The sequence below is a fragment of the Paenibacillus sp. Lou8.1 genome, assembly GCF_024213565.1.
In the GTDB taxonomy this organism is placed as follows: domain Bacteria; phylum Bacillota; class Bacilli; order Paenibacillales; family Paenibacillaceae; genus Paenibacillus; species Paenibacillus polymyxa_B.
Window position 1 is genome coordinate 322,860 of the sequence record NZ_JANAVN010000006.1, and the last position, 26,644, is coordinate 349,503.

The window sequence follows — 26,644 nt, forward strand, 5'->3', positions numbered from 1 at the left end:
TAACATGGAATGTATCACATTTTATAGTATTAAATATTCGAGTTTAAGACGATATATTTGTATACCAGGTTTGTTGTTATGGAGGGGAAAGGATTGTGGGATCGATATCGCTTTTTTCAGTGTCCTTCGCATATTGAAAGTAAGTACAATTTATTAGTGTTTGATTCTAGTGGATCGCCATTCATTCCGCTAACTGAGTATTACCATGATCAAAAAGGTATGATTGCAGACTCATCTATAACTAATTATCTAAACATTCTGCTGCCGTTCTTTTATTGGATGGATGTAAGCAGTAACTATCAGGGCTCAAGAGTATCTTGGAACATGCCACCGGAAGCAATAAGAGTTGCTGTAATTGATTATCTAAAAGAAAAAATGTATTGTAAGGTCCGTCACTGGAGTTCGTTTGAGTTGGTAAAGCAAACACCAAAAAGCCCCGATACTATAAACAGATTTCTAGCGGCACTTAAATCGTTCTATAAGTCAATGATTCGACTTGATTACTATTCACATACAAATCCATTAGTTGATGCGGAAAACATACATACTGTTCATGGATTTCGGAATGGACGTCCCCGAATGCCATTGGTAGCTGGTACTGAACCGCCAATTAGAACATCTTATCGGCGACAAACTGATTCGTATTTCAAAATAACTCAGAATGAATGGCTCCCTATGATAATAGATGATGTTTCCTTGCCTTCACAGGTATACCTTGCGGCAGAAAAAGCAAAATTGCAGCTTAGAGATCGAATAATAATTCGTATGCTTTTTGAAACGGGTGCTAGAGCCAGTGAAGTTATTACAGTTACAATAGGTGATTTTCGAGCGCGTCGGTCTATTAGAGAAATTGCTACGTTTAACAAAGGTAGCAACGGCATAAGAACAAAGTTTTTATTGTTCAGTAATGATACCTATATATTGTTAATGAAATATTTGAAAAACGAGAGGATTAAACATGATCCACTTGGTTCGCCGTATGATAAGTTGCCTGACGACGCCCCTCTATTTATAAGCAAAAGAGGCACTCCCTATAGTTATCATGCTTGGTATGCTCATTGGAAAAAAGCTGTCCAGCATAGTGTATTAAAAATAAATCCACATAAGACAAGGCATTGGTATGTAACCAATGTCATAAGGACGATCTATGAAACCTCATCTAATGAAAGTGAAAGAATAATCCGCATAAAGGAATTTGTTAGATATATGAGGTGGCGCAGTAAGGAAACTTTAGCAGTATACGAACATTTTTTTGATGAAAAGAGACAACTAGAGCTAATTAACGAAGTACATGAGAACATGCTACAGGTCGAGAAAGAAATCTATGTTAATGGTGTAAGCAATTTGAAACAAACCCACTACAAGATACAACATGAACTACAGGAGGTAGTCATTGAAGACAGCGAGATTCTTGGGTTTTTCGAAGGGTTGGAGTGAGTATGAATATTTATGTTAATGAATTGTGGAGTTCATGGTTCGATAAAATTAAATCTAAAGTTGCCGACGAGATCTTGAATATCACCGATGATCATGGAAACTCAGCATGGCAGTGTGTTCATCATAATTGTTTGGCCTATTTTGTAAGAAACTGTTTTGATAAGCCATGGACTAATCATATGGCTTTACTGATGTTGACAAGAGCTCAGTACCAATACGATCCAAATACGATTTTAGGTACTGTTCGGGAGTTATCTCCAAGACTAAATGATTTTTTTAATCATTTTGGTCTAGAAACAATGGACGATTTTCTTCCCGATGTCCACATCTATCAATACCTAACTTTAAAGGTTTTTGAGGACCACACGAATGCTAAAAGAGCAAAATTCGCTAGTATATATAACTCTTCTGTACGAGTTTCTCATGAGTGGGTCCGCAATAAGTGTCAGAGAGATAAAGCAGAAAAATTGTTTCAATTTCTGCTCCCAAAATTTTCTTATCTAGCTCGTGAAATTAAGGTTTGGAGAGATGCTCGTGCAGAAGCAGAAGCTACCAGGAAGTCTGAGACAGATGCAATAGTTCCATACTATCCAGAGCTTAGAGCTGAAGCACACATGCGCTGGAACCTAATAAACCGTCTTCGAAAACAATATGAAAAGGCTCTTTCTTACATGAAAGATAACCACCTTGTACCTCCCTTCGAGTTCAGTTATCTAGAAAATATCAATGAGAAGGCAGGTTATGCTGAACGATTTACCTTTTGTATTTGGGATAAGAAATCGTTCGTACTTGCTAATCAAGATAAATTTGAAGCTTCAACCATTCGAAGATACAGACGTAAGTCAGACTCTCATGATTATTTTCTTGGATTTGTAAAAAGCGTAGTTATCACTCAAGATGAAACCGAGACAACCATTAGCCCCACAGGACTATGGTTTGAAGAATTACTAAGGCTCGGGTTAATAGGTGGATGGGCAACTAATGCTGATACAAACATTGAAATGAGGAAAGCCAGAAAGGAGTACCTTTTGCAATGGGGTTACGGCGATGAAAAAAATATTAATTCAGTGCCGCGTCCATTTGTTACAGAGGCAAAAGGTGTACTAACACAGGGGACTTTTGTTGTTAAAATGCAATCAAAAGTGAAAAGTACCATCTTTAAACTGGAACCATTATTTTCTGCTGCAACCTTTGGCTTAGCAGTCATTGATATTATTACAACTACAGGAGCTAGAATAAGTGAAGTGCTTCAAATCAAAAATACGAAGGATTGCTTCATTGTCAAAAATATTATTGATCGTGATCAACGTATTACGAGGTATCTTTTCAGAGTTATCCCCAAAGGACGAACTGAACCGGAGAATTTCTACTTGTCTAAGGAATCAGTACAAGTGATTGTTGAACTTAAAAACATGCTTACTAGGCATTATCCTAATGGAGAGATACCAAAAATTAAATTCAAGGGAATTACAGGTCAACTTTTAGATCACGAATCTCCCTATCTATTTCAATACAACTATAAAGGCCTCAATAGGCAAGATGTAACTGCTTGTATGCGATTTTTAACCCACGGGATGTTATTTCAAGACCAAGCTGGTAATCCAGTAAATCTTAAACCACACTTACTTCGTCATGCTTTTGCAAATCATCTGCAACAAGTACAAAAGATCCCCATAGATATCATTGCATCGATATTGCATCAAAAGGAACTCAAAATTACTGATTATTATGCTGAACCAACTGATTCCCAAGTGGCAATTAAAACACATGAATTTCAAGAGATAATGGCCAGCTATCTTGAAATTGATTCTTCTGTATTACGTGGCCCGAAAGAGCTAATTGATGCTCTGAAGGATGCTAAAGAAAAAGTGGGAGTTTACACACAGGCACTTGGAGGAAGTTGCTCGATCGATGCTATATGTCCTGTCAAAATGGCTTGTGTAGGTTGTGGCGCAAAGATACCTGAACCAGAAAAGAAACAAGAATTGATTGTGTATAAAAGATGGGCAGAGCAAAGTGTGAAGTTGTGGGAAGATCAGAAGCAGCCTCTTGAAGCTAACAAAATGAAAATTGCAATGCGAAACGCTGAGAAAGAACTATACGAGATTGAATTAATTGAGAAGTTCAGAAAGGATGAGCTATATGAGCCCCAACTACAATACGGATCGAACATACCAACAACGTCCCTGGCTACAAAGCGCAAGAAAAAAACGGGCAATGAGAACAATTAACTTGGGAATGAGGTCTATTGATCATCTTTTATCTGAGTCTGTGGATGTTACGTTTTCTAATATAGCTAGAAAGTCAAAAGCTATTGATCCAGAAGGGAGAGGAATCCATCAAAACACCATTCGAACAAATACAGAACTTTATGAATACTACAAAAAAAACAGCAAGACATACAAAAAAGCAAAAAACACACGGAGAAAAAAAGAAGTAACCGAGGATTTTTCTAAGACCGATTTTTCACACATAAAATTAGATAGGAATTTAAATACGGTTCGACTTCGCTATCAACAAATGACCAAAAGGCAACTGATTGAGCGTCTTATCAGTGCGGAACAACACATTGCTCACTCAACTAAGGCATGGTTGATTAAGCAGTTTGAATCCTTCCCTAAGACATAAAAGCACAATTGTCAAAAAAACAAGCCTGCTGAAGTTTGAACCCGGCTTGTTGGATCATTACTACCAGTATCTAGTGTCAGAAGAACAAAGTATTAGAATGAGAAATAAAGTGTTGACTGGTATGCAGGATCGGACAGCAACCTGCCTGGCTTTTGCGCTGCCGCAGCAGTGTGGCGGGGACAGTCGTCTTGATCAAGCCAGTTGCAGCTCCAGTTTATGAAATTCATTCCTCCAAAGTAAAAGAATGATAGCAAATTAAATAGAAAACCCGAGCTTTACGAAACTCTGGATTAGAATTTCGTAATAGCTCAGGTTTTTCTTTAGCTGAAATACTTTTGTCCCAGCCTCTATTCCTTTAGTGATTATTTAATTTCAAAAAATTTCCATTCCGTTGACCATATAAGGTTTGGATAATGCGGAGTTTTTAGTGCTTAATCGTGTAGCCTGTCCAGTCTCTCTTTTTTTAATCTACAGCTAGTGTTTCTACATTGTATATGATCAATTCATCAGTATATAAAAAATAAGACTTTGATTGATTAATAAACATTCCATCATTCTCTGCATAAGAGGCCATTGCACGCTCATATACCCTGAAAGCTTGAACAGAATCAAAATACATTACAAAGATTCCATCAACTGTTGGCATACCATTTGCTTTAAAAATATTTCCGTCCCCCGATAATTCAATCTGTATATTATTAATACATCTTCTTAACTGCTTTGTAATCTGTTCATTTCCACTCACAATTTCATTATGTGCTTTGAGATATTTTTTCATGAATTCATCCCGAGTTAGTTTATCAGCTCTCTTTACAAAATAGAAAACTTTAAAGCCTCCTTCCGTAGGATTTGGAACTTCAATCTCCTGCTCCATTACAATAAACGGAAGATTCTTTGTCAAATCTGCAAAATTAGCTCCATCAGGAACCACTGTGCTTAAACAATAGGGGTCTGTAAATGTTTTCATCATATCTTCTTCATCATCAAAGTACAATTCAGTAACAGAATCTTTACTGTATACACATTGATATCCATCCTGAGCATCACTTTTCTGACCATAAGCGCCATCATAAACATAATTTTGATAATACTTTTTGATCGTTAAAGGGTTACTGCATGTAATCTGATGTCCATGAATATGCTTTACCCAATTTACATATTCTTCATGCGTCATGCCGGGTCTTCTTGTTATAACTGCCATCTGTTTAATCATTACTTTTTACCTCCATTTTTCTCTTATTCATTTTGAGGATAGCCAAAATACGCGTGCCGAGCTCAGCCGTCAGGTAAATGCATCCAGTTGCCGGTGCAAAATGCAATGTGGACACTGAGCGGCTGATATTGCTTGAAAATTTATGAACAGAGAACCTGATTCCTACTAAATGACGGGAATCTGAAGCCAGGATTCATAGTCACCGCCGGTGTAAATGGTGTTTACGGCTTGTTTTCTGTAACTGTCATCAACTGTATCCTGAGCGGGGCAGATCTCCAATGCCAGCTTCCAGCCTTTTCGAATCAGGGCGGAAGAAGGGAGAAGCTCGATATCACATTCAACAATTTCTCCATCTCTGAGCGGCTGGTAATCTTCCTCCTTATGAGTGTGGTAAGGCCGATATACCGTGTTTTTTTCAAAGTCAGTTTTTCTGTGTGAGACTTTTAGTTCCCCTTGAGCAATAGGGAAAATCTCAGGATTAGCGTGATTTACCGGATAAGTATACTGTACACTGTAGGTTACTTCTCGCTCATATTCATCAAAAACACGAAGCACTGACTGTACCGCCATATCACGGGAGGTAGATGAGCACCAGAGTTTTAAACGGAAATAGCCGGAGAGTACGGTATTGGATTCAAATGGTTCACTGGTGAATCGGATTCCTCTTTGCCCATCCGCTGCATAGGATGCCTGTGCAGCCACCTGCGTGTTCTTACCTTTTATTAATTGTTTCGTGCCCACATCAAGATAAAACTTTCTGTATTCAGTTCGTGCAACAGGCCATTCATTTTCAGTCTGGTAATAGTACCCGCCATTTCCGCTACGGATCATCAGTTCCACAGGCGGTTCGTCCATGATGCCGTTTTGGATGCCTTTTAACCAGTAATCAAAAAATGCCTGATGTTTTTTCAGATGTTCCGGAGTATACATCCAGAAATGGACACCGGTTTCCGAGCAGAAGGATAATTTTTTGGATTGAGAAGCGCCATGGATATATGCTTCACTGGACCCTCTGGTGTGAACTCTAGGGCTTTCAAGGGGAACGATGGACCAGAATGGCACTTTTATATCTTCCGGATTCGTTGAAGTACACGGGCATTGTTCTGGATTGTCAAAAGGCTGTTTCTTTGCGATTTCCACAAAATCTTTTCCGCTCCAGTTTTTGCAGCTGTTCCGGGCAACAAAGTTGAAAGTATTATAGATTCCGCCGGGATATAGTACATCACGGTACATATCCAGATCACCTGCGATGGGAATCATCGCTTTTAAATGCGGCGGATTCATGGCTGCGGCGGGATACATATTCATTGCATAGTAAGAAGCTCCGTATAAACCGACATTTCCGTTTGACCAGTCCTGTGTACCAGCCCATTCGATTGCATCATAGTAATCCATTGCTTCCTGGTAGCTGAACTGTTCATGCTGTCCAGGGACATCTCCCATGCCGCGTCCGTCTGTGCGGATTACGATATAGCCGTTCGGAACCCAGTCTAACGTATTTGCAACTTCAAAATTTTCACTGACGTGAGGCAGAACTGGATTTACAATGCTGCCTTTGGGTGGTAGCCCTTCCACAGCTGGGACACCGGCCAGTTCTTGTGCATGAAATTCTATGAAGCCGGATGAATGCTTAATTCCTTCAAAATAATCATCTTCCATACGTTCATGCTCTTCAAATTCTTCTTCGTTGCGGATACACCCAAGCCAGAAGGCTTTTCCGTAACCGGCATGGCTCATAATAACCGGATATTTACCAGGTTTTAACGGCATAAATACATCGGCAAGAATGTAGGAGTCGTCTCGCATTGGAACTTTTACATCAGTTAGTTTGCGAATGCCATGTAAGGTACGGCGCATATGGTTGCGCGCCTGTTCCGGACTTCTAAGACGTAGACCTAGTTTTTGAAAAATTTTTGTAATGACGGAATCTGCCTGGAAAGATACTGAAGGCTGATCAAATCTGATTTCTCGGGAATATTTCTCGATAATCTGCTTTTGCTCGTCTGTGATTACGAATCCCTTTTCCAGATGTTTTTCACCGGTAAGACTTTGAAGAAACACAGCAAGATTGGTTGCTTTCTGATATTTGATTTTATGGATGTCACCGCCAACCATATGGTCAAGGTGGGCAGGTGTTATTAGGGGTTCTCCTAAATGAGCGCCGAGGACCAGGGAACCAATGCTGAACGTGACAACATCACCTTCCCTGTATAAAAACATGCCCTTTGCATCGGTTTTACCGGAAATTGAGGGAGTCTCATAGTGAAGTCCCTCAATTTCGTCTGAAAAATATCCCTGTTTTAATTCATTCATACGTTGACTCCTTTCCTGAAAATGAAAAGTTTACAATTTGTTTCAACGTAATCTGAGCATCGGAAAGTACAGTACTTATGATTTCTTCAGCAGATCTGATCTCCTTAATCAGAGCTGCAATCTGGCCAGCCATAACTGCGCCATTTTCCATATCACCTTCAATCATTGCCAACTTTAGCGAACTTTCAGCTACAGGACGTAGCAGCTCTGCTGCCTTTGCCCGCACGTTTTCTGCCTCGATTGTCTCCATTTTATCAGAGAGTTTATTCTTAAACTGCCTGCAAGGTTCGCCGGTGGAAGTACCGGTAATGACAGTGGACATATCCTTTGCATCAACAATGCTCTGTTTGACATTGGGATGAACGGCAGCATCGCTGCATGCCATGAATACAGTACCCATTTCAATGGCATCTGCTCCTAGAGCGATTGCAGCAGCCATTCCTCTGCCGTCAGCGATTCCGCCGGAAGCTACAACCGGCACAGATAAGACGTCAGCTGCCTGTGGAACGAGAACAGTGGTAGCTTCGTAAGCAGTATGGCCTCCGCCTTCCCATCCTTTCACGATAAGAGCATCGGCACCGCCTTTTTCTGCGGTAACTGCTGTTTCCATATCACCTGCTTTGACGATGACTTTACATCCAAAGGAATGCCAGATTTCAAAATATTTTTCACACAATTCCAGTTTCAATTCTCCAAGGGTATCGGCATAGATAACCGGCGGATTTATAGATTTAATAATTCCAGTCAGTCGATCTAGATTCTCCGGAATCATCACAGTATTGATTGCAAATGGTTTCGTTGTTAATTTTTTAGTCTCTGCCACCTGCTGAATCACAAAATCATCCGGGGCAAAACCGACTCCAAGTACGCCGAGCCCGCCAGCATTAGACACTGCGGCCACAAGCGGTGCAGTAGAAATCCAGGCCATAGGTCCTTGAATAATCGGGTTTTCCACACCGATTGCTTTACAAAATCTGTTCATATAAAAAATCTCCTTTCATATCAATGAGACAATCGTATCATTCAAATAATTATGATACAATCGTATCATAACGATATAGAACAAAAAGGAGAAATTATGTATCATATCAAAGATGATAAACGTTCTCGTGCTTCAGCCCAACGATTGTCTGAGGGACTTTTTATGTGTTTGCAGTCAAAAGATTTTTCTGATATTTCTATTACAGACATTCAGAAGGCAGCTGGTGTGGGAAGAGCTACTTTTTACAGACTTTTTGATCATGTCGCTGATATTTTAATTTATCAGTGTGATAGTATTTTAGAAAGTGTTTGCCAAAAGTCAATGAAATCAACTAAACATTTTACAGAAGAAATTATTTTTTCCTTTATTGTAATTTGGATGGAAAATGATAAACTAATCAAAGTGATTGTTAGTGCAAATCGTATGGATATTCTTTATGAAGCTTACCAGAAGCGTAGTGAGGAATTAAAGAAAATCCTATTTCCCCAAATGAATATAGATGAATCTGAAACAGATTATCTTGTTGCTAGTGCAATTTCTTTTATAATTGGGCATCTTGAAGTATGGATTAAACATAATAAAAAAGAGTCTGCCGAGGAGCTAATGAGAGTTTTTAAAAAATCTATTTTATTGACCCAATATGCTTTAAATTCTCACCCTTCCTGATGAACCTGTTGTGGTTGTATACTAGTTTCTTAGGTTCTTTTGTTCCGAAATCCCGGTCGCCTCTCTATAAGCAAAGCCTCCAAATCTTGACTTACATTAGCGGACATCAAGTAAAGGACCAAAAAACACCTAATGACCGCTAATCTTAATTAGCGGTCATTGAACATGCGGAGGTCATTCCAGCAAGGTCGTTCGTAAAGATGATCTGCATAGCCTAATTCGGATAGACCGTGACTTTTTTAACAGGCTGAAATCTACCTATGAGGTTAAACATAATAAGCTTCTGTTTTTGTCGGTGCTCCATCGATCTTTGTCAGGTCGATTATTAGTATTCGAACAAATATTATGTGGACACAGTTTATAGTTATTCTACTACTGGCAGAAAGAATTATTGATTTTAAGCCTCCTTGCTACAGATACCCAGGCTGGTTCAAAAAAGCCTTTAGAGTTTCAAACGACTCCATGTAAAAAGGGTGTTTTGGAATTACTCCAGAAACACCCTTGTAATCAATTCGTTTAAGTATATATTTTATTCAATCAGAAAAATTGGTCTGCCTAGCACCGGTATGATCTTGTCGGAGATCAGGTAACCCGTATCCGCATCGGAGGCCTTGGCTGTTCATTGTGCACTTACGACACACCGCTAATTGTTTTGGCCGTAATGATCTACATCCGGTAGCTCATCGAGCGTGATCACGTTTGGATGGTTGAACACTTTGTTCAGATGCTCCCGGCTGTTATTTACGCCATCGGTCAGGAACTCTCCCGTCCAGGTAGTGAACCAGCTCCAGTTTGTTCCGTCACTGGAGAGTAAATCCGGATCCGGGATCGCGCCGTTCTCGGTTAATGCGACCAGCTTCTGGTTGTTCACAAGCGAGACGAGTGCGTCATATTTGTCAGTGACCGGACTATAGTCGCCCGCAGATGGATAATGATCCGTACTCACGATGTCTACAACATCGTGTCCCGGATACCACTCCGGTGCGCTAGAGTTCCAGACCCAAATCAAATTGTTCAGATCATGCACGTTCGTTAAGCGGTCGTACACCAGGTGGTAAAGTTTCTTTGACGGCTCCGGACCTTTCGCGCCCCACCAGAACCATCCTCCTTCCGCTTCATGCAACGGCCGGAAGAGCACGGGGATTTTCGCATCTTTTAGCTTTTGAAGCTGTGCCGCAATGGCATCGATATCCCGCAAAATAAGTTTATAATCCTCAGATTCCGGGTGATCCAACGCGTAATCAACGTCGAAAGTGGTGGAATCCCCGAAGAATCCCTTGTACCACTCTTTACCGGGCTGGTCAATTAAACCCTTCGGCGCGTTCCAATGCCATACGACGGTGACAATACCGCCTTGGCTGTGCCAATCGATCGCATTCTCGATCTCGGAGGAGGAAGCGCCGTACTCGACTCGAGACGGTGAATAATCCATCAGGTCGAATCCGACAATGGCTGGCTTTTTACCAATCGTGTCCTGCATCCAACTAATGTTAGAACTGTTCTGCTGACCGGATAGTATACCCTTGCCGTATTGATCGACAAGATAGCTCATCAACGATTTGGCTTCAGGCGAAGCGTTGGGATTAACGAGTGTCTTCCTGACCTGATGCTCCTGAGTGACCGTCGATTTTTGAAATTCGGCCACCCCCCCGGTCAGAACGCCTGATCCTGCTTCATACACAGCTTCAGACACGGTAACCGGTTCTTCGGATGCATGGGCAAAATAGTTGATATTGCTCTCTGCGCCTGCCGTTATTGGTAGCGAGAATAATAACGCTGCCCCGGTCAGAGCGCTGATCAAGCTCTTCGTTTTTTTAAATGAATTCATATTGGTTATCCTCCTAATGTTTATATCTTGCTGTCTGTTATCGCAAGATAAGGTCTGTTATGTGAGAAACAAGAAGTTATCAAAGAACCTAATCCCACGATCTCAAGTATTTATATTCTGTTTTAGCCCCCTTTTTTTGTGCATAACATAATCCATTTTTCTAGTACACTACCTCCTTCCCTAAGGATCGGCTGGTTGACTGATACCATCAATCGCAACGTACATTATTTTTTGTTTAGCGAGTTGATCCCATCTTCCTATATGAAAAGGCTTTTTGGCGAATCCTCAATTATATCGACTTCAAGGAAAAAAATTGAAATAGTTCTATTGGAGTGAAAATTATTTCATATAACAATAAACTATCGATTTCTGCAAAGAGTGGTAGGGACTAAGTGTGTGATAAAGAGAATATCGCCGTTTCATTTTTATGAATTTTGATTTAAATTATTGTTATTCTTGTACTATATAGAGGATTCATACTCACACACATAAGTGGTGAAAACGAATCAGTTTACTTCTTCCACGCAGCTCGAAGACGAACAGATCGAAATGAAGATAGCGGATGCTGTAAAGAGGTAAGAGGATCGACGGGTCAAAGTATGGATCGAGAATACGCTTGATAAACGAGATGAGGATTTACGCTGTCATACGTAAGCAAAATCCTTATTACGCTATCTAATATTTAATGCACAGAAAACCTATCTGCCATCAAAGACCTGTATAACAACGAGATTATCGCCTATTAGATCAGCTGTAGAAATGACTTGAAATTATTTAGCCATTTTCAAATCAGAGCTACACTTTTCGAACAGGTGAAAAAGTAAAGCATGTTATCTAATTGACGTCTATTCAGGGGTCCTACCAACAAAACGCGGAAAACATACGCTAAGAAAATATTGGGATGAAAAAAGCCTGATATCTCGCTTTTAATACTGAAAAATTAGGCTTTAGTTACTTCATTAAAGCGCCCGATAATGGAATATTTTATTAGCTGGTTTCGTTTAACAAGAACCATGCATAATGTAATTCTGTTAAAATCTCGTCTATATTTATAAAAAAGACTGCTCCCATTTGGTAGCAGTCTTTCATATTGATCTCTTCTTTATGTTTATAGAAATAACTTATTTATTGAAAAAATGAGTGATACTTTCGCGAATTGAAGTTGGTTTTCTACCAATCAAATCTTCTAAATCTTTGGAAACGTTCCCCTCATTTCCATTGGCTATTGAATTGTAAAGAACAATTTGAAAACGAGCAAAACCTTCAGGAACGCCAGAATTAACCATTCTCCTTAGAGCTTCAGAGTCTGACATAGACTGATGAGTTACGTTTTTTCCTGAAACATCCGAAAGAATGTTAGCAAGGTCATCATAATTCCAAGTTTCAGATGATGCTAATTCATACACTTTATTTTCATGTCCTTCTCTAGCCAGAACGGTTGCTGCTGCTAAAGCAAGGTCCTTTCGTTCTACTGTATTAACTTTACCTTTTCCAGCAGAAGTCACAATTACTCCACTATCAACAAACGATTGAAGGCTCTCATTAACAAACACTTCTTGATAAAAAGCATTTCTTAAAATCGTAGTTGAAAGACCCGAGGCACGAAGAGTATATTCAGTTGCTGAATGAACATCTCCAAGTGGAGGAAATGCCCCCTTATCAACAGCAGCAAAACTTGTATAAAGAAGGTGTTTTACTCCTGCTTTTTTAGCTGCCTCAATGGCATCAACGTGTTTGCGAATACGTACTACAGAGTCGTCTTCTGGTGTTGATATTAGAAGCAACTTAGAAGCTCCGGCAAATGATTTTTCAAGAGATGAAGGGTCATCATAATCCCCATAGCGAACTTCTATTCCTTGGTCAGCAAATTTAGATGCTTTTTCAACGTTTCGAACACTAACAGCGATTTGATTTGCAGGTACTTTTTCAAGTAAATGTTGGACAACCAATTGTCCTAATTCTCCCGTTGCCCCAGTAATTACGATTTTTGACATAAACAGGTCATCTCCTATTTATATATTTTTTTGTATGTTGGCTTATTAAGCATAGTCATATATTATGTCAGTAAGCTTTTTTTTAAAAGTAGGCATGTTTTTATTACATAGTCACAAAAATAGTACCATTAAGAAAGAGAGGTCACTCTATGGCTCGTTTTATTCCTCAAGGAGAAATCGTCCCTAAAGAACAAGAAGAGGTATGTCCTGTGACATATACTCAAAATTTAACTGCAGGAAGATGGAAAGTTATTATTTTATGGCATCTAAGTAAACAGACCAGAAGATTTAACGAACTTCAAAGGTTGTTACCTGGTATTTCAAAAGGGATATTAACACGGCAGCTGAGGGAACTGGAGGAAGATGTAATGGTTCACAGAGAAGTATATAAAGAGGTTCCTCCCAAAGTAGAATACTCACTAACACCAAAAGGGAAAAGCTTTATCCCTGTACTGGATATTATGGGGGAGTGGGGGAAAGAACACATGAAGAGTAACCAAAAAGAACTCAAGCCCGTCACCAAAGATTAAGAAAAACATGCTAGAGCAGATATGCTCTAGCATGTTTTTCTTAATTGTATTTTCAACTGATCTCCCATTATTCAAGAATTTGGCCCGATTGTTGAACAAAATTAAAAAAGCCATTTAATTATTAGTTATGGATAAATCACCATAAACGTTTTGAGATTCATGATGAAACGACTCTTCATATTCCTTCACACGGCGATAAAAAGTGGGCTTTGTTAGTCCAGATTGCTGCATAGCAGCCGTTGCCGTTATTCCGCCATAGAAGGAGAACAATCTTTTTTTTCATTTTTTTCTACACCTCCTGAAACATCAGAATCCACCAACATAGCCTTGAGTCGAAATTATACCAGGAGCCTGATTGTGTTCAATTGGAGCCAGTGCTGATGCTCCAGACACCAGTACAAAACCAAAACTAACTGCTAAAAAGAAAACCATCTTTTTTCTCATTTTTTTCCCACACCTCCAGAAGCATACTTTGATACTGAGCTAATGTTTCAGGGTCTGCGTGAACCCTGAAACGCTCAAACAAACCTGAACAGTTGGAAATTAGTAGTACATTATTTATTTTAACGGATTTTTCAAAAGCGTCCATAAGACATTTAAAACCCAATGGGTATTTTTTCCTGAACAATTTGTACTTAGCGAGTTTGTACCAAAAACGAGCGTATTCGTCTGATAATACCTGCTGAGTGTAGATATCTGCAGATTCGGGTTCACGGTATGCTGCAATTTGAGAATCAAAGCGATCTAAAATGTGATCAATATCTAAATTGTAACGATTAGCCGCTTCAACAACATTCAGAAGTTCGGCAAAGATTTCTTTTTCGCCGGATATATACTCCACATAATCCGGCAGCACACTAATATCTCCAGACATAAGCCTATTTACGTACGTATTAATTTTAGCCCAACCTTGGAATAATCCTAACCAATGTAGTGATTGCGGATCTTTTTCTTTTACCCAACTTAAATCAGTATGAGCCTTCAGGTGCTTTAAGCCTTGTTCGTAATTGCCTCTTGCATCAGAAGCATATGCACACAACAGATCTCCGTAAGCTATGTAGGCAAAAAGTGGTCCGTCTTTTGGCTTCTTATGAAATTCTTGTTTCATGCCATAACGAAGCTTAGCTCTTTTTCTCATCATCTGAGCCAATTCATATACTTTATTCCACTGACTCAATGCTCGATATAAGTTCATTTTAGCGACCTTAATGGCAATTTATTTTGTCAAAATTATTTTTCTGCTACTTAAGTTTGTGTATTTCCTCCTACATATAAAAAAAAAGAGCAGTCTTGTTTATCTACTATTCTCTATTTCCGATGAACTATCGTATCCCAATTAGCATGTACATGTATTATGAAACCTTCACTTTTATATAACTTGATACTATCTCAACTTCGATAAACAGGTTACCACATAGAATCCTTCTGAAGAGTTTTCTCTTCTATACCAACCAAATCTATTTATTTGCTGCCGATTTTTTATATAAAATGTTATACATCTTATATGTTGATAGATCACTTATGTTCTTAATTATATTTTGTTGACATTTAATAAAAAAAAACAACCCGTCATACTTACGATCACACGCTATAATTTTCTCCCACATTTCTTCAAAAGAAAGACTAAGGTTAGCCATGATCGAATGCTCTGTCCTTTCTATAGTTCATATTCATCTAGCTCAAGGATTTTGCAAAATCCTCATATAAATGTGATGTATCTTGAAGCTCTATCAACTGTTCGGCATTCTTTTGCAAAGCAACTATTATCTTATCAGAAAATGCATTTCCAAAGCTAAACCGTTTAACACCTAACTGCTGAAGCTGGTGGACATTCGTCAGACCCGGCAGGGATAAAACATTAAGCGGAGCATGTATATGAAACACAACTTCCCTGATCTCTTCATCACTCTTTAATCCTGGAACAAAAATTCCGCTCGCACCACTATCCACATACGCTTTGGCCCGCTCTATGGTCTCTGAAAGTGGGGCATCCATCTGCAAATATGTATCCGTTCTTGCGTTTATAAAAAACTTTTGAAACCCACGCGCATCCAATGCTGTTCTTATTTTGGACAACAGGTTGCTGTGTAGGCCCACTTCTCGAAGCCCCTTTTGCGTTTTCAAAGAATCCTCAATATTAATCCCTGCAACTCCCACATCGGCTACCCTTAAAACATGCTCAACAATCGTTGCTGTATCCTCCCCATATCCTGATTCAATATCTGCCGACACTGGAATTTGAACATGCTCAGCAATCGTCCGAATAACGCTTACATGCTGGTCAAAATCAATAAGCTCTCCATCTGAGAATCCAAGCGTATTGGCAATTCCCCAGCTCGTCGTACCTATCGCCTTAAAGCCTGCCTTCTCCAGAGCCACCGCAGATAGCATATCCCAGGCGTTCCCTAAAAATAAAAGTTCCTCTGATGTGTGAAGTGCATGAAACTGATGAATTTTGTTCATAAATGTAGCCTCCTGATATGTGATGTATCTCATTTTATCAAGAGACTATCTTTGTTTCGTCCTCATTCTTGCACTTATGGTCTGTAGGAATCTGGGAACAACTAGGTCCATTTATTCACATATAAATCATAATTTTTGAAAAAAACGGTTATTTAAGCTCTATTCAATCCTATGCTTCTTATCTATACTCTTGCTAAATCAATTCGAGTTAGATGCAAATCTACGCTTTTAGGCTTTCACAATTACATTATTATAGGAGGAGTTATATGTATAAAACAAAGTTTCTTATGATCTTGCTAAGCTTTACTGTAATCGCTTCTTTCTCTAGCTTGTCCGGCCCTTCACCTAGCAAGGCTTTTGCTGAAGAGCATGGAACTCCGGTGCAGAAAACGATCGATTTAAATGAGGGCTTCGACAATTCAAATGAAGCTAGTACAGAGCCATTATCCCTTACCAGCGAAGAAGCTACTAGCCAAGCAACGGTTACAGCTATTGATCATGATGCTAATTTCTCACCTTCAACACTTCAGTTTCTGAAGGCTAATACAGGACTCGACGGTGAGCAATGGGATAATATTATGAAGCTAGTGAACAAACCAGAGCAAGATTCTTTGAAATGGACTGAATTCTATGGCTATGCTGAAGATATCGGCGATAATCGTGGATACACAATCGGTATCTTTGGAGCAACAACAGGCGGTTCAAATGATACAGGACCCGATGGCCCGGACTTATTCAAAGCTTTTGATGCTGCTAGTGGAGCCAGTAACCCTTCCATTGCAGGTGGATTAACACGTGCTGGTCTGAAGGGGAAAATGAGTGGTTCAATTCTAAAACTCAGCGATAGCGATAGTGTAATCAAGAAGAAGATCAACGCTCTCCAAAACAATGAAGCTTGGAGAGAAGCCATGTGGCGTACGTTCTATGACACCTATATCGAATATAGTGTACAGCAAGCACAGAAACGCGGATTTAATACTGCTCTGACGATTGGATCATTTGTCGACACAGCACTCAATCAAGGCGCTACTGGTGATTCAGGTAGTCTTGAAGGAATCCTCTCACGCTCAGGCAGTAGTACGAATGAGAAGAAGTTCATGACTAGCTTCTATGCTAAGCGTACATTGGTTGTCGATACCAATGATTATAACCAACCTCCCAATGGTAAGAATCGTGTGAAACAATGGAGCTCTCTCTTAGCTTCTGGCGAAACAGATCTTAAGAACGCAGATGCAGCTGTGATCAAAGCAACTAATTGGGAACTGAAGTAAATATAATATACGTCATTAGGAGGGCATATCGTATGTCCTCCTTTATCTATTTTTCATGAACATTGGGTTGGCGATGACTGCTTACAACATCCCATTCTCCCATACAGTTCCTCTCATCATTCGAGTATGTAGGTCGCGTGTACAAATAGAGAGACTGTCCCAGAAGCCCGAAAGTTGCAAGCTCCTGAAACAGTCTTGTAAAATGGTTTATGAAGTCGAAATAAGGCCGTTAGATGATTCGATAGCCAGATGGCAGTCTACCGCTACTGCGGATATTACGGATTTGCTGCAACGTCAAACGTTGATTGGTAGAGATAATAGATTCCACATCATTCCCGCGAATCAGATCATCCAGGTCGGCGATGTTGCGATTGCCTCTAAACACACGGAAGTTACCTCTAAACCGCGTGCCAGTAAAGAGTACAAGTGTAGCATTGCTGCTGGTAGAAAAGAAACGCAGACTTTCGATGCCGTCGAGAATGTTATCGGTATTACGAATGCCTAGGTTTCCTCTGAATACTCTCCTGGAACCCCGAAAATTTTCTTCGTTGTAGACTGTAAGACGTGGATACGTTTGAGATACATATGCTTTGTTGTCCATGTTGTAATTCCTCCTTTCAACTTTATCTTATGCCTCACCATCCGATTGGCGCGGGCCTCGCAGCATCCATCTAAAAATGGTTATATGATTGAATAGAGCAGACGCAGACTTGAAAAAGGAACATATGTTCTGTATAATCTAGCTTAGCAATTTGGAAAATCCTGAACTAACGGAGATGCGGACATGGACGATAAATTTATTGAGGAACTACGTGAAATTAGCAGAAACGACAAGCGAAGATCCGAATTTCTTATTAAGGGTATGAAGGAAACACTTCAGGAACGAAAAGAAAAAAACTTTATCGAAAGATGGATTTGGCGACAAAAAAATAAGAAGCTTATAGCGCGGAAGTTTAAATCCTAGTAGATATAACAACTGGATCTTCATAGCATTTTACTTTTCATAGCACTTTACAAGTGCTTAGGTCATAGCTCATTTTTAGGAGGCCGAGTCATGATTGAGCTACTAGTCCCAAACGACGATATATTAAATCAAAATCAATTTTTGGCTGATGAAGTTCGATACAATTTGATCCATCGAATTTGTGAGTCAGAAGGGTCAACATGCCTCAAAACGTCTGATAAAAATATGATCTTTGCTCAATCCCCCGGACATAAGGCTTGGCTATGGGTCTCACAACAAATCACAGATAATCATAAGTTGACCTATATAGAAGAACTCTTACGTTATTTAAAAGGAACCACACTATCAGGTGTATGTGGTGATGCCAAAACAGTCGAGAAGTTCGCAAAAGCTTACGCACAGCGTCATGCTGCTCAGGTACATACCCACATGGTCATGGAATCTTATTTCTGTCCTAAATATAAAAAGCCCTCGGGCGTTGAGGGAATGATCCGACAATCCATCACAGAGGATGTACAATTAGTTGCCCAGTTTCTAGCTGGTTTTTCAGAAGAGGCTTTAGGTAGTTCTATTGATCCGGTTAGTCAAATATCGGTTGCGGAGAAGACCATCAGGACAGGAAATTTGTACCTTTGGATAGTAAATAACATGCCCGTATCCATGGCTAATATTGCTCACCGCTCTCCGAGACATGCTCGCATTAATGCTGTGTATACCCCGCCTAATTTGCGAAAGAAAGGTTTTGCCAGCGCAATGGTATCCAAGCTATGTTGCATTTTGGAAAATGAGCATTTAGTACCCATGCTATATGCAGATTTAAAAAATTCGGCTTCCAATCAAGTTTATAAAAATATCGGCTTTAAGGAAGGCGGCAAAATCACTGATATTGCGTTTGAATAAGCCCTCCTACTGCAAGAGAGCATATTATTGCTCATTCAAATTAAACAAGGCCCGCAATGTTATCCATCGCTGGGCCTCCTCTTCACTTACCTTTACACCTTTACTCCGTAACACCCAATCCTGTGTGAACTGAGGATCTTCGTGAAAGTAAATATACAGCTACAATGGCGATGACGACACCGGCTGCTCCAAACCAAGTGATGGAAGCCAGCGAAACCTGACCAACAACTACACCGCCGATTCCGGCTCCGGCTGCCATAGCAAGCTGCATCGTAGACTGATTGAGACTCAGCATCACACCGGAAGATTCAGGCACAAGTGTGACCAGATTATATTGTTGAGTAGGTCCAGTTGTCCAGGCTGCGAACGACCAAAGGATCAATAAAGCAAATACTGCGATCAGGGAATGAGCGGCAAAAGGAAGTAAGAGTAAGGAAATACCGTGCAGCACCATGCCCCCGAATAATGTAAAGGAAATACCCTTTTTATCTGCGCTGTATCCACCGATTTTCGACCCGATCAGACTGGCGATTCCGAAGGCAAGTAATACTGAACTTAGCATATTATCCCCTACCCCTGATACATTCAGCAAGTACGGTGAAATGTAAGTATACGCGAGGGAATAACCCCCTCCCCAAAAGAAGGTAATAGCTAATCCCAAAGCGACTTCAGGCTTTTTCAGAAGAGCAAACTGTTGTAGTAAGGGGATCGGTTGATCTCCTTTCAAGCGAGGAAGCGTCATAACGATAACGATCAAGGCAATAATCCCTGTCAACGCAATGCCGAGAAATACGGTTTTCCAGCCATACGCAGAAGATATCATTCTTCCAAGTGGCACCCCGATAATCAGCGAGGCTGTAAAACCCATAGTGACTGTAGCAATAGAACTGGCCTGTTTGCCGGCTGGGGCAATTTTTGCTGCAATGCTCAGAGCTGTAACCACAACCATCCCCGCTCCGAGGGCCATAAGAATACGTGCAGCAATAAACATTCCAAAGCCCGGCAGTGCAAAGGACAGAACATTAGCAACTGCAAATAATCCAAGGGAACTCAAGAGCAGTTTGCGTCTGTCCCATTTAGCGGTTACTGCCATCAGGATCGGCGTTCCAATCGCATAAGCCAGAGAATAAACGGTAATCAACTGACCTGCAGCCGCCACTGTAATTCCCATCGTCGCCGAAATCTGATCCAAAATACCTGCGATGATATATTGAGATGTGCCTACCAAAAAACTGACAATGGCCAAAATATACACTTTCCACGTACTCTGCATTTTTAAATAACGCCTCTTTTCTTTTGATATTTTTATATTTTTACAAATATCGAAATTAAGACTAAAAAAAATTTATGTTATTAGGAACGGGGCATATTTCTGCGCTGCTTCCACATCCAAGCTGTAATAAATAAACGTCCCCTCTTTACGGTATGTGAGCAGCCCCGACTCTGCCATTTGCTTCAGATGGTGCGATAGTGTTGAAATAGCTACACTGTTCAGCTTCTCGCCCAGCACAGAGCAGCATTGGTCACTTTCCTCTTTTAGCAGAAGTGCTATTTTGAGACGAGTGGGTTCTCCAAGTGCTTTATATATTTTTACAGCTTGCTGCATCTCTGTTGTATCTTTCACCCTGTTCGGCTCCCTTCTGTTCCAGTCTTAATTTCGATGTTTGTCGAAATAAAGTTATCACAAACATTTGTAAAAGTAAACCCGTTTATTATAAAGGTACAGCTTTTTTACACTCTGAGATGGGAATGATGGTCTTTCTCATCCGATAAATAACCCCCCATCCATAAAGGATGGAGGGAAAAATGACTGAGTAGAGAGGGGGAATCTTGGACGCCATGGCGTTAATTCGGGCTTGCCGTGGGTCTGACAATAATTTCATTAACATCTACATCCGCTGGCTGCTCCATGGCATACAGAATGGAACGGGCTATGGCATCAGGCGAAATCGAAATACGACGGTACTCTTTCATTCCTTGCCGGGCCTCTTCATCTGAAATACTGTCAGCAAGCTCAGATTCGGTTACTCCTGGCGATACCAGCGTCACACGAATATCTCCCCCCACCTCCATACGCAACCCTTCAGAAATTGCCCGAACCGCATACTTCGTTGCGCAATACACCGCTGCAGTCGGGGTTACACTATACGCGCCAATAGAGGCGATATTAATAAACTGACCAAATCCTTGCTTTTTCATAATCGGAAGTCCTGCCGCAATCCCATGCAGAACGCCCCGTATATTTACATCAATCATGCGATCCCATTCCTCTACCTTCAGGGCTTCTAATTTTGAAAGAGGCATCACTCCCGCATTGTTCAAAATTACATCCACACGCCCAAATGTTTTTTCCGCGTACTTAATGAACGCTTCCATCTGGTCCCTCTTAGTCACATCCAGTTGCTGATAATCAGCCGATCCACCTTTAGAACGAATCTCGAATGTCAGAGCCTCTAGTCGCTCTGTGCGTCTGGCCCCTAATATTACATGAGCCCCATGGTGAGCAAGTAAACGGGCAGTAGCCTCCCCGATCCCACTACTTGCCCCCGTAATAGCTACGACTTTCCCTTTAATATCCAACATGCTTATTCCTCCTTTAGTTTAAAAACGGACTGAAACAGATTACTTTTTTACTTCCCTGTAAAAAACCATCCCTGCATGATACAAAACACCATTTTTGAATACACCATCTGCCGTAAATCCGGTGTCGTCCACATATTCGATATAGTCATCTTCTATGATATAGCTGCCTGTATAGGCACTTTGTCTCTGACCCCGTGCTTCATCATAACGGCCATTAGGCAAGAGTTCTTGACGGATATCTCCGTCTTCAGTTACCCACATCCCTATATAGGGATGCTGCGAAGCGTGTACACTTTTTTCCGCTTTGTTACTCTCCATGACTCCCACTCCTTTGCCCTTCTATTTTTTTCTCAAGTGCTCATTAGGTGTTGTATCTGCATCTTATTATGAGAGGAATGTCCATCAGCCCGGTAGAAGAATCAGAGCAAATTATTGCCTAATCCTCCAAAGACCCTTAATATGTAATAAACTACTGAAAATGAAAACGGGCTACTTTGCAAAGAAGGGATGTGTCATGATGGGGGCAACCAAAATAGAGGGTTCTACCATGGAAAAACAAGCCGAGTTGGCAAGGCTCATAGAACGATTTTCACATCAGGACGGAGTTCTCACTACAGCCATACCTTCGCTTCACTTCGTCCGAAGTTCAAATACAACCGTTCCGATACATCAAGTCCATGAACCTGCCTTATGTATTGTGGCACAGGGCAGAAAAGTCGTGATGCTCGCAGAGGAAAGTTACCATTACGGCACATCCGACTACCTTGTTGTGTCGGTGGATTTGCCGATCTCGGGGCAGGTTATCCAAGCGTCAGCAGAAGCTCCTTATTTGTGCCTTCGGCTCAATTTTAATCCACATCAGGTTTTGGACCTGATCAAGGAATCTGCTCTTCCCACAAGCCCAATGCCTGATTCCAGACGAGGCTTGTATGTAAGCCAAACCAACTCTCTACTGCTGGATGCCGTGATAAGGCTAGTGCATCTTTTGGAAAACCCGCAGGATGTTCCAGTGCTGGCTCCATTAGTCATTCGTGAGATACTGTATAGGATTTTACAGGGTAATCAGGGGGAATCCTTAAAACAACTGGTCATGACCGGCAGCCATTCCAACCGGATTGCAGAAGTCATAAAGCGGATTAAGCAGGATTATGATAAGCCGTTGCGTATTGAGGAATTGTCCAAACTAGCGAATATGAGTCCTTCGTCACTACATCGACATTTTAAAGAGGTTACGGCTATGAGCCCAATGCAATATCAAAAACAATTACGTCTACAAGAGTCCCGACGCCTGTTGTTATCCGAATCAACGGATGCGGCAGATGTCGGTTTTCAGGTAGGTTACGAGAGTCCTTCACAATTCAGCCGCGAATACGCCCGCTTGTTCGGCCTGCCTCCAATTAGTGATATCAAACGCTTGCGCTCGGATCAGGATCACCCGACTATTTGAACCCGTTGTTAGATGAACATCTGAAACTACTGGTCCTACTAACGCTTATCCCAATCATACATGGTAGGATGTAAAAAGACAGCACAAAACAGCCGCTCCTCCGGTAGAGACGCGGCCGTTCAATATATTCCTCTATGCATGTGGTCATCACTATTTGAGCATCAATACGGATTATCCAGCTTGACGAACAAGGCTCGAATGACATCCTTCTCTGCCGAAGTTAGCTTTTGTCCTGCCTGCCATTGTTGAATCTCTTTCTTGACTTCCTTGGGTTCTCTATAGCTGAGAGCATACCCGATGCTTCCTATACCTTGTGTGCGGTTGGTTTTGTCCATATTTGCCAATGCTCGAGTCATCGCAGTTCTATCTCTTGTAAACAAATCTCCCATAAGACCAGCATAGCTTTCGCTTAAAGCTCCATCCAATCCGTCAGAAGCCTGGATCACATTTGCAAAGCTTTCCGATGGAATAAAAGCACGCTGCCTATATAGATATTCGATAATTTCCAGGCTTTGATGTTCATTGATTTTGTTCATCTTTCCCCATTGGATTCCTGCTAAATGGTCCGTCATATGACGGACTTTTGCTTCATCACTGAGGGATGAATCCTTATAAAAGGACAGCACTAGCTCCTCTTTACTTTGCTGGGTATGCTGCGTATTGACTGCAGTTTGCTTGGACTCCCCATTGTTTGCCCCGGACGGCGCCGCAGTTTCAGCATCCTGTCCCACTGGATGGGGAGTGCACCCTATGGTTACAGCCAGCAATAGTGCAGTACAAGCTACAGATACAAACCCATTACCTTTTAACATGAATCCACTCTCCTGTCTGAACAAACAATGGACGTTATAATTGCCCAAAATCCACTCATACCCTACTACTCGTCACGTCCCACCGTAGGCTTACGGATCACGGAGACGCTAGATTCCCTCACGATCAGACGAGGCTCGAATTGCACACGCTCATAATCCCCAGGTGTCTGTTCCTGAATCCGCTTGAGCAGCAGCTCCGCAGCCAACCGTGCCACCTCTTCCCCCATGATGGAAACTGAGCTGATCTGAGGGGTCGTTACCATAGCCCACAAATTGTTATCAATACCGACTACAGCAACCTCATCTGGCACCTTTACACCCAAATCCTTAAATCGATTGACGATCCCTATCGCCACCATATCATTAACCGCATAAATAGCATCCGGCATATGTTTCAGGCTGTAAAAATAATCGGCAGCACGCAGCCCTGTCTCAAAGGAGAAATCATCGCCAAAATAAACGAGTGAAGGGTCCACATGCTGGAGAGACTGCTCATAAGCGAAGTATCTCTCTTCGATTTTGTCCTTCGCAGCGCCTGCATAGGCGATTCTTGTTCTGCCGATTTTAAGTAAATGCTCCATCACGAGTCTTCCCTCTTGTCGGGCCAGACTGACGATATCCGCTTTGACATCTTCGCCCAGCTTCTTGCCATAGTTAATAATGGACACGGGAACGCTGGCTTTGTTAATCAGATCTACCAACATTTTGGGATACGCCAGCGGCATAATGATGAGCCCGTCGACATGCAGCTTCTTGACCTCACGAACTGTTTCAAGCTCCATTCTGGCATTCCCGGCGGTATTGATTTGCACGACCCGGTAACCATGCTGCTTGGCGGCCTGCTCTACGGACCAAGCGATCTCTGGAATAATCGCGTTACGAATGTCTGGCACGGCCAGTGCGATTTGTCGTGTCTGACGAACTTTCAAGCTCTGAGCCGAGGTGTTGGGCGTAAACCCCATCTCTTCAATCACTTGCAAAATCAAGGCTTTCGTTCTCGGGCTGATGCCCTCACTATCGTTAATAGCTCTGGAGACAGTCGCAATACCGACTCCTGCCCGCTTAGCTACATCCTCTATGGTTACTTTCTTTTGATCTGTCACGCCCAAAATCCTTTCAAGAACGGAATCGTTTTCTAACTTTCTAAAATAAAGTCTTAATGTTGATATTATACCACAGAATGAGTGTCTAAAAATTGAAGTCGTTTTCTTCTTGTCTTTGCTTCACCTAAAAAATTCGCAAAATCTCTTTGTCTAAAAGTAACGAACCAAATATAGCACTGTAGTCACAAGTGATTATATTCACAAAAAAATCAAGTGCTTTTTGCATTAAATTGGTTTGACAATGTGTAAAAATTGTGACATATTATCTTTCGGAAACGTTTCCTAATTCATTCACTTTTATAGAGGCAATGATCATATATTCTTCAAGGAGATGACAAACATGCAAGCATTGAGATGGCATGGAGTAAAAGACTTACGTTTGGAAAACATTGAGCAGCCCGCTGCTCTGGCAGGAAAAGTAAAAATCAAAGTAGAATGGTGCGGCATTTGCGGAAGTGATCTTCACGAATATGTAGCAGGACCGATCTTCATTCCCCAAGATGCTCAGCATCCATTGACTGGCGAAAAAGCGCCGATCGTAATGGGACATGAATTCTCTGGACAAGTTGTCGAAATCGGTGAAGGTGTAACCAAGATTCAAGTTGGCGACCGTGTAGTTGTAGAACCGGTGTTTGCATGTGGAGAATGTGATGCATGTAAACAAGGCAAATATAATCTTTGCGATAAAATGGGCTTCCTCGGTCTGGCAGGCGGCGGTGGTGGATTTTCTGAATATGTCGCAGCTGACGAGCACATGGTTCACAAAATTCCAGAAAGCGTATCTTTCGAGCAAGGCGCATTGGTAGAGCCTTCGGCCGTTGCTTTGTATGCTGTTCGTCAAAGCCAACTGAAAGTCGGCGACAAAGCTGTAGTATTTGGCGCTGGTCCTATCGGATTGCTGGTTATTGAAGCGTTGAAAGCTTCGGGCGCATCTGAGATTTATGCAGTAGAGCTTTCCGAGGAGCGTAAAGCTAAAGCTGAAGAGCTGGGTGCTATCGTGATTGATCCTAAAACTTATGATGTGGTGGAAGAACTGCACAAACGGACCAACGGCGGCGTAGATGTAGCCTATGAAGTCACTGGAGTACCTCCTGTGCTGACTCAAGCTATTGAATCTACTAAAATTAGCGGACAAATCATGATCGTCAGCATTTTTGAAAAAGAAGCTCCGATCAAGCCTAACAATATCGTAATGAAGGAACGCAATCTGACTGGTATTATCGGCTACCGTGATGTATTCCCAGCTGTTATCAGCCTGATGGAAAAAGGTTATTTCCCTGCCGACAAGCTGGTTACCAAACGTATTAAACTCGAAGAAGTGATTGAGCAAGGTTTTGAAGGTCTCCTGAAAGAGAAAAATCAGGTTAAAATCCTGGTATCTCCGCAAGCCTAATATCGAAAACAAACCAGATGTCTGCTCTATGCAGACATCTTCAGGCTGTCGAGAAAGTCTCGACAGCTTTTTTTATGTTCATTTTATTTAAGACGACACCGCGTTAATGTTATATAA

At 41.3% G+C, this 26,644-nt stretch carries 22 protein-coding genes and 3 pseudogenes; 10 read left to right on the forward strand and 15 right to left on the reverse strand.

All coding sequences use genetic code 11. The features are described 5' to 3' along the window. The first annotated feature begins 93 nt into the window (after nucleotides 1-93). From NLX78_RS11310 to NLX78_RS26505, 4 genes are all read left to right on the forward strand, one after another. Nucleotides 94-1,437 carry a tyrosine-type recombinase/integrase gene (locus tag NLX78_RS11310; RefSeq protein WP_254350428.1) on the forward strand — a complete coding sequence of 448 codons (1,344 nt, stop codon included), beginning with the start codon at nucleotides 94-96 and terminating at the stop codon, nucleotides 1,435-1,437. A 2-nt stretch (nucleotides 1,438-1,439) separates the two neighbouring features. Beyond that, on the forward strand, nucleotides 1,440-3,668 hold the full coding sequence (locus NLX78_RS11315; protein ID WP_254350429.1) for a site-specific integrase: 2,229 nt from the start codon (nucleotides 1,440-1,442) through the stop codon (nucleotides 3,666-3,668). A 40-nt stretch (nucleotides 3,669-3,708) separates the two neighbouring features. Further along, nucleotides 3,709-4,065, forward strand: coding sequence for a hypothetical protein (locus NLX78_RS11320; RefSeq protein ID WP_254350430.1), 357 nt, complete (start codon nucleotides 3,709-3,711; stop codon nucleotides 4,063-4,065). 97 nt (nucleotides 4,066-4,162) lie between these two features. Beyond that, on the forward strand, nucleotides 4,163-4,285 hold the full coding sequence (locus tag NLX78_RS26505; RefSeq protein WP_302057344.1) for a hypothetical protein: 123 nt from the start codon (nucleotides 4,163-4,165) through the stop codon (nucleotides 4,283-4,285). A gap of 243 nt (nucleotides 4,286-4,528) precedes the next feature. Here NLX78_RS26505 and NLX78_RS11325 read toward each other — a convergent pair whose 3' ends face one another. From NLX78_RS11325 to NLX78_RS11335, 3 genes are all read right to left on the reverse strand, one after another. Next, nucleotides 4,529-5,278, reverse strand: a complete 750-nt coding sequence (locus tag NLX78_RS11325; RefSeq protein ID WP_254350431.1) for an EthD domain-containing protein — start codon at nucleotides 5,276-5,278, stop codon at nucleotides 4,529-4,531. A 165-nt stretch (nucleotides 5,279-5,443) separates the two neighbouring features. Then, entirely contained in the window at nucleotides 5,444-7,591 is a 2,148-nt protein-coding gene (locus NLX78_RS11330; RefSeq protein WP_254350432.1) for a CocE/NonD family hydrolase, read from the reverse strand. After that, entirely contained in the window at nucleotides 7,584-8,573 is a 990-nt protein-coding gene (locus NLX78_RS11335; protein WP_254350433.1) for a nitronate monooxygenase, read from the reverse strand. Before NLX78_RS11335 ends, NLX78_RS11330 begins: the two co-directional genes overlap by 8 nt. Nucleotides 8,574-8,669: 96 nt before the next feature. Here NLX78_RS11335 and NLX78_RS11340 point away from each other — a divergent pair, with 96 nt between their 5' ends. Further along, nucleotides 8,670-9,239 carry a TetR/AcrR family transcriptional regulator gene (locus NLX78_RS11340; protein WP_254350434.1) on the forward strand — a complete coding sequence of 190 codons (570 nt, stop codon included), beginning with the start codon at nucleotides 8,670-8,672 and terminating at the stop codon, nucleotides 9,237-9,239. A 643-nt stretch (nucleotides 9,240-9,882) separates the two neighbouring features. Here the strand turns inward: NLX78_RS11340 and NLX78_RS11345 are convergent. Then, nucleotides 9,883-10,917: pseudogene (locus NLX78_RS11345) on the reverse strand (glycosyl hydrolase); the annotation flags it as partial. A gap of 1,271 nt (nucleotides 10,918-12,188) precedes the next feature. Further along, nucleotides 12,189-13,061, reverse strand: coding sequence for an SDR family oxidoreductase (locus NLX78_RS11350; protein ID WP_254350435.1), 873 nt, complete (start codon nucleotides 13,059-13,061; stop codon nucleotides 12,189-12,191). Between the two features lie 149 nt (nucleotides 13,062-13,210). Here NLX78_RS11350 and NLX78_RS11355 point away from each other — a divergent pair, with 149 nt between their 5' ends. Further along, nucleotides 13,211-13,591, forward strand: a complete 381-nt coding sequence (locus NLX78_RS11355) for a winged helix-turn-helix transcriptional regulator (protein WP_254350436.1) — start codon at nucleotides 13,211-13,213, stop codon at nucleotides 13,589-13,591. Nucleotides 13,592-14,000: 409 nt separating this feature from the next. Here NLX78_RS11355 and NLX78_RS11360 read toward each other — a convergent pair. From NLX78_RS11360 to NLX78_RS11370, 3 genes and pseudogenes are all read right to left on the reverse strand, one after another. Then, a pseudogene (locus tag NLX78_RS11360) lies at nucleotides 14,001-14,783 on the reverse strand (transcriptional regulator); the annotation flags it as partial. 364 nt (nucleotides 14,784-15,147) lie between these two features. Next, nucleotides 15,148-15,228, reverse strand: a pseudogene (locus NLX78_RS11365) (adenosine deaminase); the annotation flags it as partial. 37 nt (nucleotides 15,229-15,265) lie between these two features. After that, nucleotides 15,266-16,054 carry an isocitrate lyase/PEP mutase family protein gene (locus NLX78_RS11370; protein WP_254328773.1) on the reverse strand — a complete coding sequence of 263 codons (789 nt, stop codon included), beginning with the start codon at nucleotides 16,052-16,054 and terminating at the stop codon, nucleotides 15,266-15,268. 266 nt (nucleotides 16,055-16,320) lie between these two features. On the opposite strand from NLX78_RS11370, the gene NLX78_RS11375 reads away from it, so the two are divergent. Further along, complete coding sequence (locus tag NLX78_RS11375; RefSeq protein ID WP_254350437.1) at nucleotides 16,321-17,325, forward strand: chitosanase; 1,005 nt, start codon at nucleotides 16,321-16,323, stop codon at nucleotides 17,323-17,325. A 229-nt stretch (nucleotides 17,326-17,554) separates the two neighbouring features. Here the strand turns inward: NLX78_RS11375 and NLX78_RS11380 are convergent, their stop codons facing one another. After that, nucleotides 17,555-17,926, reverse strand: a complete 372-nt coding sequence (locus NLX78_RS11380; protein WP_061828782.1) for a hypothetical protein — start codon at nucleotides 17,924-17,926, stop codon at nucleotides 17,555-17,557. Between the two features lie 453 nt (nucleotides 17,927-18,379). Between NLX78_RS11380 and NLX78_RS11385 the strand changes: the two genes are divergently transcribed. After that, the gene (locus NLX78_RS11385) at nucleotides 18,380-19,189 is read left to right on the forward strand and encodes a GNAT family N-acetyltransferase (RefSeq protein ID WP_235309040.1); all 810 of its coding nucleotides are present in this window, start codon (nucleotides 18,380-18,382) and stop codon (nucleotides 19,187-19,189) included. A gap of 100 nt (nucleotides 19,190-19,289) precedes the next feature. On the opposite strand, the gene NLX78_RS11390 is transcribed toward NLX78_RS11385, so the two are convergent. From NLX78_RS11390 to NLX78_RS11405, 4 genes are all read right to left on the reverse strand, one after another. Then, nucleotides 19,290-20,462: an MFS transporter gene (locus NLX78_RS11390; RefSeq protein ID WP_254350438.1), complete on the reverse strand. Its 1,173-nt coding sequence runs from the start codon at nucleotides 20,460-20,462 to the stop codon at nucleotides 19,290-19,292. 72 nt (nucleotides 20,463-20,534) lie between these two features. Next, nucleotides 20,535-20,813 (reverse strand): ArsR/SmtB family transcription factor, encoded by a 279-nt coding sequence (locus NLX78_RS11395; RefSeq protein WP_013311367.1) that lies wholly within the window; start codon nucleotides 20,811-20,813, stop codon nucleotides 20,535-20,537. A gap of 221 nt (nucleotides 20,814-21,034) precedes the next feature. Next, nucleotides 21,035-21,772 (reverse strand): SDR family oxidoreductase, encoded by a 738-nt coding sequence (locus NLX78_RS11400; RefSeq protein ID WP_254350439.1) that lies wholly within the window; start codon nucleotides 21,770-21,772, stop codon nucleotides 21,035-21,037. Between the two features lie 39 nt (nucleotides 21,773-21,811). After that, nucleotides 21,812-22,090 (reverse strand): Atu4866 domain-containing protein, encoded by a 279-nt coding sequence (locus NLX78_RS11405; RefSeq protein WP_069290118.1) that lies wholly within the window; start codon nucleotides 22,088-22,090, stop codon nucleotides 21,812-21,814. Nucleotides 22,091-22,289: 199 nt separating this feature from the next. Here NLX78_RS11405 and NLX78_RS11410 point away from each other — a divergent pair, with 199 nt between their 5' ends. Further along, nucleotides 22,290-23,219: an AraC family transcriptional regulator gene (locus NLX78_RS11410; RefSeq protein ID WP_254350455.1), complete on the forward strand. Its 930-nt coding sequence runs from the start codon at nucleotides 22,290-22,292 to the stop codon at nucleotides 23,217-23,219. Nucleotides 23,220-23,380: 161 nt separating this feature from the next. On the opposite strand, the gene NLX78_RS11415 is transcribed toward NLX78_RS11410, so the two are convergent. Both NLX78_RS11415 and NLX78_RS11420 read right to left on the reverse strand, forming a co-directional pair. Next, complete coding sequence (locus NLX78_RS11415; protein ID WP_250266410.1) at nucleotides 23,381-24,031, reverse strand: hypothetical protein; 651 nt, start codon at nucleotides 24,029-24,031, stop codon at nucleotides 23,381-23,383. 65 nt (nucleotides 24,032-24,096) lie between these two features. Next, nucleotides 24,097-25,134: a LacI family DNA-binding transcriptional regulator gene (locus NLX78_RS11420; protein ID WP_023989739.1), complete on the reverse strand. Its 1,038-nt coding sequence runs from the start codon at nucleotides 25,132-25,134 to the stop codon at nucleotides 24,097-24,099. A 340-nt stretch (nucleotides 25,135-25,474) separates the two neighbouring features. On the opposite strand from NLX78_RS11420, the gene NLX78_RS11425 reads away from it, so the two are divergent. After that, entirely contained in the window at nucleotides 25,475-26,527 is a 1,053-nt protein-coding gene (locus NLX78_RS11425) for a 2,3-butanediol dehydrogenase (protein ID WP_028542246.1), read from the forward strand. Nucleotides 26,528-26,644: the final 117 nt, after the last annotated feature.

What these genes read in the sequence shown, in the direction of transcription:
- NLX78_RS11315 (WP_254350429.1), top strand. Translation starts at nt 1,440, where the DNA reads ATGAATATTTATGTTAATGAATTGTGGAGTTCATGGTTCGATAAAATT.
- NLX78_RS26505 (WP_302057344.1), top strand. Translation starts at nt 4,163, where the DNA reads ATGAGAAATAAAGTGTTGACTGGTATGCAGGATCGGACAGCAACCTGC.
- NLX78_RS11325 (WP_254350431.1), bottom strand. Translation starts at nt 5,278, where the DNA reads ATGATTAAACAGATGGCAGTTATAACAAGAAGACCCGGCATGACGCAT.
- NLX78_RS11330 (WP_254350432.1), bottom strand. Translation starts at nt 7,591, where the DNA reads ATGAATGAATTAAAACAGGGATATTTTTCAGACGAAATTGAGGGACTT.
- NLX78_RS11335 (WP_254350433.1), bottom strand. Translation starts at nt 8,573, where the DNA reads ATGAACAGATTTTGTAAAGCAATCGGTGTGGAAAACCCGATTATTCAA.
- NLX78_RS11340 (WP_254350434.1), top strand. Translation starts at nt 8,670, where the DNA reads ATGTATCATATCAAAGATGATAAACGTTCTCGTGCTTCAGCCCAACGA.
- NLX78_RS11350 (WP_254350435.1), bottom strand. Translation starts at nt 13,061, where the DNA reads ATGTCAAAAATCGTAATTACTGGGGCAACGGGAGAATTAGGACAATTG.
- NLX78_RS11355 (WP_254350436.1), top strand. Translation starts at nt 13,211, where the DNA reads ATGGCTCGTTTTATTCCTCAAGGAGAAATCGTCCCTAAAGAACAAGAA.
- NLX78_RS11370 (WP_254328773.1), bottom strand. Translation starts at nt 16,054, where the DNA reads ATGAACAAAATTCATCAGTTTCATGCACTTCACACATCAGAGGAACTT.
- NLX78_RS11375 (WP_254350437.1), top strand. Translation starts at nt 16,321, where the DNA reads ATGTATAAAACAAAGTTTCTTATGATCTTGCTAAGCTTTACTGTAATC.
- NLX78_RS11380 (WP_061828782.1), bottom strand. Translation starts at nt 17,926, where the DNA reads ATGGACAACAAAGCATATGTATCTCAAACGTATCCACGTCTTACAGTC.
- NLX78_RS11385 (WP_235309040.1), top strand. Translation starts at nt 18,380, where the DNA reads ATGATTGAGCTACTAGTCCCAAACGACGATATATTAAATCAAAATCAA.
- NLX78_RS11390 (WP_254350438.1), bottom strand. Translation starts at nt 20,462, where the DNA reads ATGCAGAGTACGTGGAAAGTGTATATTTTGGCCATTGTCAGTTTTTTG.
- NLX78_RS11400 (WP_254350439.1), bottom strand. Translation starts at nt 21,772, where the DNA reads ATGTTGGATATTAAAGGGAAAGTCGTAGCTATTACGGGGGCAAGTAGT.
- NLX78_RS11405 (WP_069290118.1), bottom strand. Translation starts at nt 22,090, where the DNA reads ATGGAGAGTAACAAAGCGGAAAAAAGTGTACACGCTTCGCAGCATCCC.
- NLX78_RS11410 (WP_254350455.1), top strand. Translation starts at nt 22,290, where the DNA reads ATGGGGGCAACCAAAATAGAGGGTTCTACCATGGAAAAACAAGCCGAG.
- NLX78_RS11415 (WP_250266410.1), bottom strand. Translation starts at nt 24,031, where the DNA reads ATGTTAAAAGGTAATGGGTTTGTATCTGTAGCTTGTACTGCACTATTG.
- NLX78_RS11425 (WP_028542246.1), top strand. Translation starts at nt 25,475, where the DNA reads ATGCAAGCATTGAGATGGCATGGAGTAAAAGACTTACGTTTGGAAAAC.